Genomic DNA, 5,750 nt, shown 5'->3' with positions numbered 1-5,750 from the left:
CTCGCGCCGCGAGCGGCGCGAGGCGGAGCGGGCCGCGCGCGAGACCGGTGCGCCGTTGCCCGAGCCGTTCGAGCCGGGCACGAGCGAGCCGGCCACCCCCGCCGACGCGGCCCCGGTGGCAACAGGGACGGAACCCGACGACGCCGGGGCGACCCAGGCGATCCGGATGGACACCGAGCTCCGCGAGCCCTCCGAGAACCCGCAGGCGACGGTCGAGCACGAACGCGAGACGCTGGGGGAGCGGATCCCGCCCGCAGCGCAGGTCCCGCCGACGAGCACGGCCTCGCACCCGTCCTCGATCTCGCTGCCCACGGCGATGCGCCACCGCGACGAGCGCGCCGCGGAGAACCGCTCCGTTGACGAGGAGCGTCGGCGAGCGGACCCGTTCGGCCAGGGACGCAGCGACGTCGACTGGCTCGGCCGCGCCACCGGCTCGCAGGCACCGGCTCCGGCGCCGACCCCGACCGGTCCCGTCGCGCAGCCCCTCGGGGTCGGGAACGTCCTGCCGCCGGCACCGGCCGCGCCGACCAACGAGCCGCCGAGCTTCACCGAGCTGCTCCGCCTGCAGGGTGCGGAGGATGCCGCGTCGACCGGCGCGACGGAGCGTCCGTTCGACTGGGCGATCCGGGACGACGAGACCGGTGAGGTCCCGACGACGCTGACGACCGACCGGTTCGACACGACGGCCTTCGGCGGTGGGTCGTGGTCGCTCGCGGACGAGTCCGACGACGACGTCGTGTCGGGCGAGGTCGACACCCCGGCCGGAGGGCTCCCGAGCGGGCTGCTCGCGGCACCGGCACCGGTGCCGGCACCGACGCCGACGCCGGCACCGGCACCGGCACCAGCACCGACACCGGCACCAGCACCGACACCGGTGCCGACGGCCGCGCCGGCCCCCGCGCCGGCTCCCGACCCGGCTCCTGCCGCCGACGTGGCTGCGGACCACGCGGCGGACGACGGCACGGACGACGACGCCCGCGCGACGGCGCTGCCGGCCGTGCAGGCCGAGCGGCACGAGGATCACGTCGACGATGCCCGCACGACGGCACTGCCGGCTGTGCAGGCCGACGACCGACCCGACACGGACGACGCCGGGCAGGACGACGCTGAACCGGACGACGCCGGCTCGGCCGACACCGGCCCGGGTCTCCCGCGACCGGTCGCGGCGGCAGCCACCCCCTGGTGGGCGGAGCCCGACACCACCGTGCCTCCGACGGCAGCCCCGCCGCTGGTCGAACCGTCGCCGTCGGACGCCTCCGCGGCGTACCCGGCGCACCTGCCGCCCTCGGTCGGCCAGGACCTGCGCGGGCTGACCGGCGCAGCCGAGGACCGGCACGACGACCGCCGCGAGGACCAGGACGACCAGGTCGTCGAACGACTGCCCGCTGCGGCTCCGGACGACCTCGACCAGGACGAGTGGGACGGCCGCGAGACGAGCGACACGAGCGTCATCAAGGACCTGTTCGGCACGGCGGCGGTCGGGCAGCTCGGCGGCACCGGGTACGACCCCGAGGACCCGGGCACACGCATGATGCCCGCGGTCCCGGCTCCGGCCGCCACCACGCCCCGGACCCCTGGTCGTGACGCGACGACCGGCGCTCCGGCGGCAGGCGACGCCGGCGGCCGGGACAACTTCATCAACGAGGGCTTCGGCCGGCTCGCGGGCGAGGGCAAGCGGGGCAAGCAACTGCTCGTCATCGGTGCCGTGGTGCTCATCGTGGTGCTGCTCGTGGCGGTCTTCGGGCTCACCCGCTGGATCCTCGGGAACTCGATCAGCGAGGAGACCGCTCCGGCGGCGACCGCGACGTCGGCGGCTGCGTCGGCGGCTCCGTCGGACGAGCCCTCGGCCGAGCAGTCCACCGAGGCAGCCGCCGCCCCGGCGCAGCCGCTGCAGTTCGCGACGACGCAGGCGACACCGGGCGAGCACGCGTGGACCGAGCTCGCGGGCGGCGAGTGCCTGTCGCCCTTCACCGACGCCTGGGCGCAGACCTTCACGGTCGTGGACTGCTCGGCGGCGCACACCGCGCAGCTGACCGCTCGCATCCAGGTCGAGGCGGGGGCGTGGCCCGGACCGGAGGACCTCGCGGCCCAGGCTGCGAAGGTGTGCCAGACGTCGCAGGCGATCGACACCGCGGCGGCGGCGGACTACGGCGACGTGCAGGTGCAGGGCTCCTACGCGCCGGACCAGGAGACCTGGGACCGCGGCAACACCTTCATCTCGTGCTTCGCGACCCGCTCGTCCGGCGGGCAGCTGACGGGTTCGCTCGCTCCCGACGGAGCCTGACCGCCCGTCCGCCAGGTTCCTCCTCCGCAGGACGCAACGTCGGCGGCTGTTCGCAGCGCTCTCCCGCTGCGAGGAACCGCCGACGTTGCGTTTCGCGAGAGCGCCTGACCGCCCGCCCGCCCGCCGGGTCAGGACGCGGCGGGGACCTTCGCGGACGCCTCGTCCAGGGTGCGGAGCTCCTCGGCGCTGAGCTCCAGGTCCGCGGACGCCAGCAGCGCCGGCAGCTGCTCGGTGTTGCGGGCACTGGCGATCGGCGCGACGACGTCCGGCTGTGCCTGCAGCCACGCGAGGGCGACCGATGCGATCTCGGCCTCGTGCGTCTCGGCGATGCGGGAGAGCGCATCGACCACCGCGAGCCCCTCGTCCGAGAAGTAGCCCGACACCTGCCCCTCGCGGTCCTTGCCGGCGAAGTCGTCCTTCGTCCGGTACTTGCCGGTCAGGAACCCGGCGGCCAGGGCGAAGTACGGCACGACGCCCAGCCCCTCGGACGCCGCGAGCGGGGCGATGTCCGACTCGTAGGGCTCACGGTTCACGAGGTTGTAGTGCGGCTGGATCGCGACCGGGAGCGCCAGGCCGTTCTCCTTCGCGATGTGGATCCACTCCTCGGCACGCGACCGGGAGTAGTTCGAGATCGCGGTGTACCGGACGAGGCCCTCCTGCACGAGCTGGTCGAACGCGCGCACGGTCTCCTCGAGCGGGGTGTCCTGGTCGTCGAAGTGCGCGTAGTACAGGTCGATGCGGTCGGTCCCGAGTCGTTCGAGGCTCGCACGGGCGGCCGCAGCGACGTTCGACGCCGACAGGCCGCTGTACTGCGGGTGCTGCGAGACCTTCGTCGCGATCACGACGTCGTCACGCTTCCCCGACGCGCGGAGCCACGAGCCGATGACGTGCTCCGACTCGCCGCCCTCGTTGCCCGGCGCCCACGCCGAGTACACGTCCGCGGTGTCGACGAAGTCGCCGCCGGCCGAGGTGTACGCGTCGAGCACCCGGTGCGAGGTCTGCTCGTCGGCGGTCCAGCCGAAGACGTTGCCACCGAGGGCGAGGGGGAACACGTGCAGGTCACTGGTTCCGATGCGGGGCATGACGATTCCTTCCGGTGCGGTACGGGTCGCGTCCACGCTATGCCCCGGTTCCGTGCACGTGGCCAGCGGGTTCCCGGTGTTGCATGAGGGGATGACCACCCTCGCCGACGACCTCACCGATCCCCGCTCGTCCGTCCGCCTCCGCGCCGTGATGGCGGCCGGCACCGAGGCGCGCGTCGAGGACCTCGAGGTGCTCGTCGACCACTGCGCCGTCGAGCCGGACCTGCAGGTGCGCGAGGCCCTGACGTGGGCACTCGTCAGGCTGCCGGCGGAGGCCGTCGTGCCCCGGCTGCTCGAGGAGCTGCACCGTCGGGAGGCGCAGGCGCGCTCGCAGGCGCTCCACACCCTGTCGAAGATCCGCGACGGGTCCGTGTACCCCGAGGTCGCCGAGCGGCTCGGGGACGACGACCCCGGTGTGCGTCGGACGGCCTGGCGCGCAGCCGTCCTGCTCGCTCCGGCCGACGAGGGACCGGCCCTCGCCCGACGACTGGCACGCGAGCTCGGCCAGGGCGACCGGGAGACCCGACTCGCGCTGAGCCGGGCGCTCGTCACCCTCGGCGAGGAGGTCGTCGCCCCCGTCCTGACGGACGCCGCGGAGCGCCGTGGCGAGGCCGTCCGAGAGCACGTCACCGAGACCGAACGCCTGCTCGCCGACCCCGACGCCGGGTCGGCCCTCGCGCTCGAGCGCGCCCGACGCGAGATGGCGCTCGGACGCGGCAAGCGCGCCTCAGGGTGACCACCTGACGGACGGGAGGCTCGTGGCCGTGTCCGCCACGAGCCTCCCGTCCGTCCCGGGGCGCGCCGAGCACGTGTCCCGTCGTTCCGGGGCGGGTCGCGGAAGACCCGGATTCGGGCCGACGAACAGGCCCGATCGGCTTGCGCGCGCCGATCGGAGCGCGCAAAGGTGGGTGTCGAAGGGGAGTAGCTCCCAGCGCGTGCATCGACACACTGGCCATCACGACGATCGGCCCGGTGCACCACCTGCCGGTCCCACCCGGCGGGCGAGCGAGACCTTCGGCCGTTCTGCCGTGCCGAAGCGCTCCCCACCCCTGCGCGATCGGTGCGGCCCGACCAAGGGACCACCCCGTGATCGACACCTCACCCGTCCGCGTCGTCGAGGCCGGCACGCCGACCGCCCGCATGGGCCGCAGCGCCTGGGGGCGCATCGCGATCTGCATCGTGATCGCCCTGCCCGCCGTCGCCCTGGCTGCTGACAGGCACTGGCGCATCACCGGCTCCGCACCGAACCCCGTCGTCGACCTGCTCGTCTTCGGCGGTGCCGTCGTCGCCGCCTCGTTCCTGCTCGCCTGGGCCGCCGAGGCCGCGCAGAAGGACATCTCCGGTGCCCTCGCGATCGCGATCCTCGCGCTCATCGCGGTCCTGCCCGAGTACGCCGTCGACCTGTACTACGCGTTCCGCTCCGGGTACGACCCGTCGTACGAGCAGTTCGCCGCCGCCAACATGACCGGGTCGAACCGGCTGCTGCTCGGGTTCGGCTGGCCCCTCGTCGTGGTGATCTCGCTGCTCGTCGCCCGCCGGTACGTCCGCGCCGGCACCCTGCCCCCGTCGGCCACGAAGGTGCTGCAGCTCGAGCAGTCGTCGCGGCTCGACATCGGGTTCCTGGCGCTCCTGGCGGTCGTCGCGTTCCTCATCCCGCTGATGGGCACGATCCCGCTGTGGTTCGGCTTCGTGCTGCTCGCCGCGTTCGTCGCCTACCTGTGGCGGGCGTCGCAGGCGCCGGACGACGGCGACGACGAGGAGATGGTCGGCATGGCGGGCAACATCGCCTCGATGCCGCAGCGTGCGCGCCGATTGACGATCGTCGCGCTGTTCGTCGTGGCCGCCGCCGTCATCCTGTCGTCGGCAGAGCCGTTCGCCGAGGCCCTCGTCGCCTCGGGCAGCGCGCTCGGCATCGACAGCTACTTCCTCGTGCAGTGGCTCGCGCCGCTCGCGACCGAGGCGCCCGAGTTCATCGTCGCCGCGCTCTTCGCGCTGCGGGGCATGGGCGGCGCGGCGATCGGCACGCTCATCGCGTCGAAGGTCAACCAGTGGTCGCTGCTCGTCGGTTCGCTGCCGATCGCGCACGTGCTGGGCGGTGGGACCTCGGGCGGGCTGCCGCTCGACGGCCGGCAGGTCGAGGAGTTCGTGCTCACCGCGTCGCAGACCGTGCTGGGCGTGGCGATCATCATCGCGCTGCGCTTCCACCGGTGGTCGGCGATCGCGCTCGTGGCGCTGTTCGCGGTGCAGTTCGTCGTGACGGACACCAGCGGACGGTGGGTGTTGAGCGGCGTGCACGTGGTCGTGGCGCTCGTGGTGCTGTGGGTCAACCGGAAGGACGTCGTGCCGTCGCTGCGGGCCCCGTTCCGGCGGCCCGTGGTCGCCGA

General features: G+C 73.9%; 4 protein-coding genes. 3 read left to right on the top strand and 1 reads right to left on the bottom strand.

All coding sequences use genetic code 11. The features are described from left to right. The coding region (locus D8M35_RS16280) for a septum formation family protein (RefSeq protein ID WP_148113397.1) at positions 1–2,284 on the top strand (2,284 nt) is incomplete at its 5' end. 128 nt (positions 2,285–2,412) lie between these two features. Here D8M35_RS16280 and D8M35_RS15165 read toward each other — a convergent pair. Beyond that, complete coding sequence (locus D8M35_RS15165; RefSeq protein ID WP_126892582.1) at positions 2,413–3,366, bottom strand: aldo/keto reductase; 954 nt, start codon at positions 3,364–3,366, stop codon at positions 2,413–2,415. Between the two features lie 91 nt (positions 3,367–3,457). On the opposite strand from D8M35_RS15165, the gene D8M35_RS15160 reads away from it, so the two are divergent. Both D8M35_RS15160 and D8M35_RS15155 read left to right on the top strand, forming a co-directional pair. Beyond that, complete coding sequence (locus D8M35_RS15160) at positions 3,458–4,102, top strand: HEAT repeat domain-containing protein (RefSeq protein WP_126892581.1); 645 nt, start codon at positions 3,458–3,460, stop codon at positions 4,100–4,102. Between the two features lie 350 nt (positions 4,103–4,452). Next, positions 4,453–5,750: sodium:proton exchanger (locus tag D8M35_RS15155; RefSeq protein WP_238638261.1), on the top strand; the 1,298-nt coding region annotated here is incomplete at its 3' end.

This window comes from Curtobacterium sp. HSID17257 (assembly GCF_003989515.1).
In the GTDB taxonomy this organism is placed as follows: Bacteria; Actinomycetota; Actinomycetes; order Actinomycetales; family Microbacteriaceae; genus Curtobacterium.
This window is presented reverse-complemented; position numbering and strand designations above follow the sequence as displayed.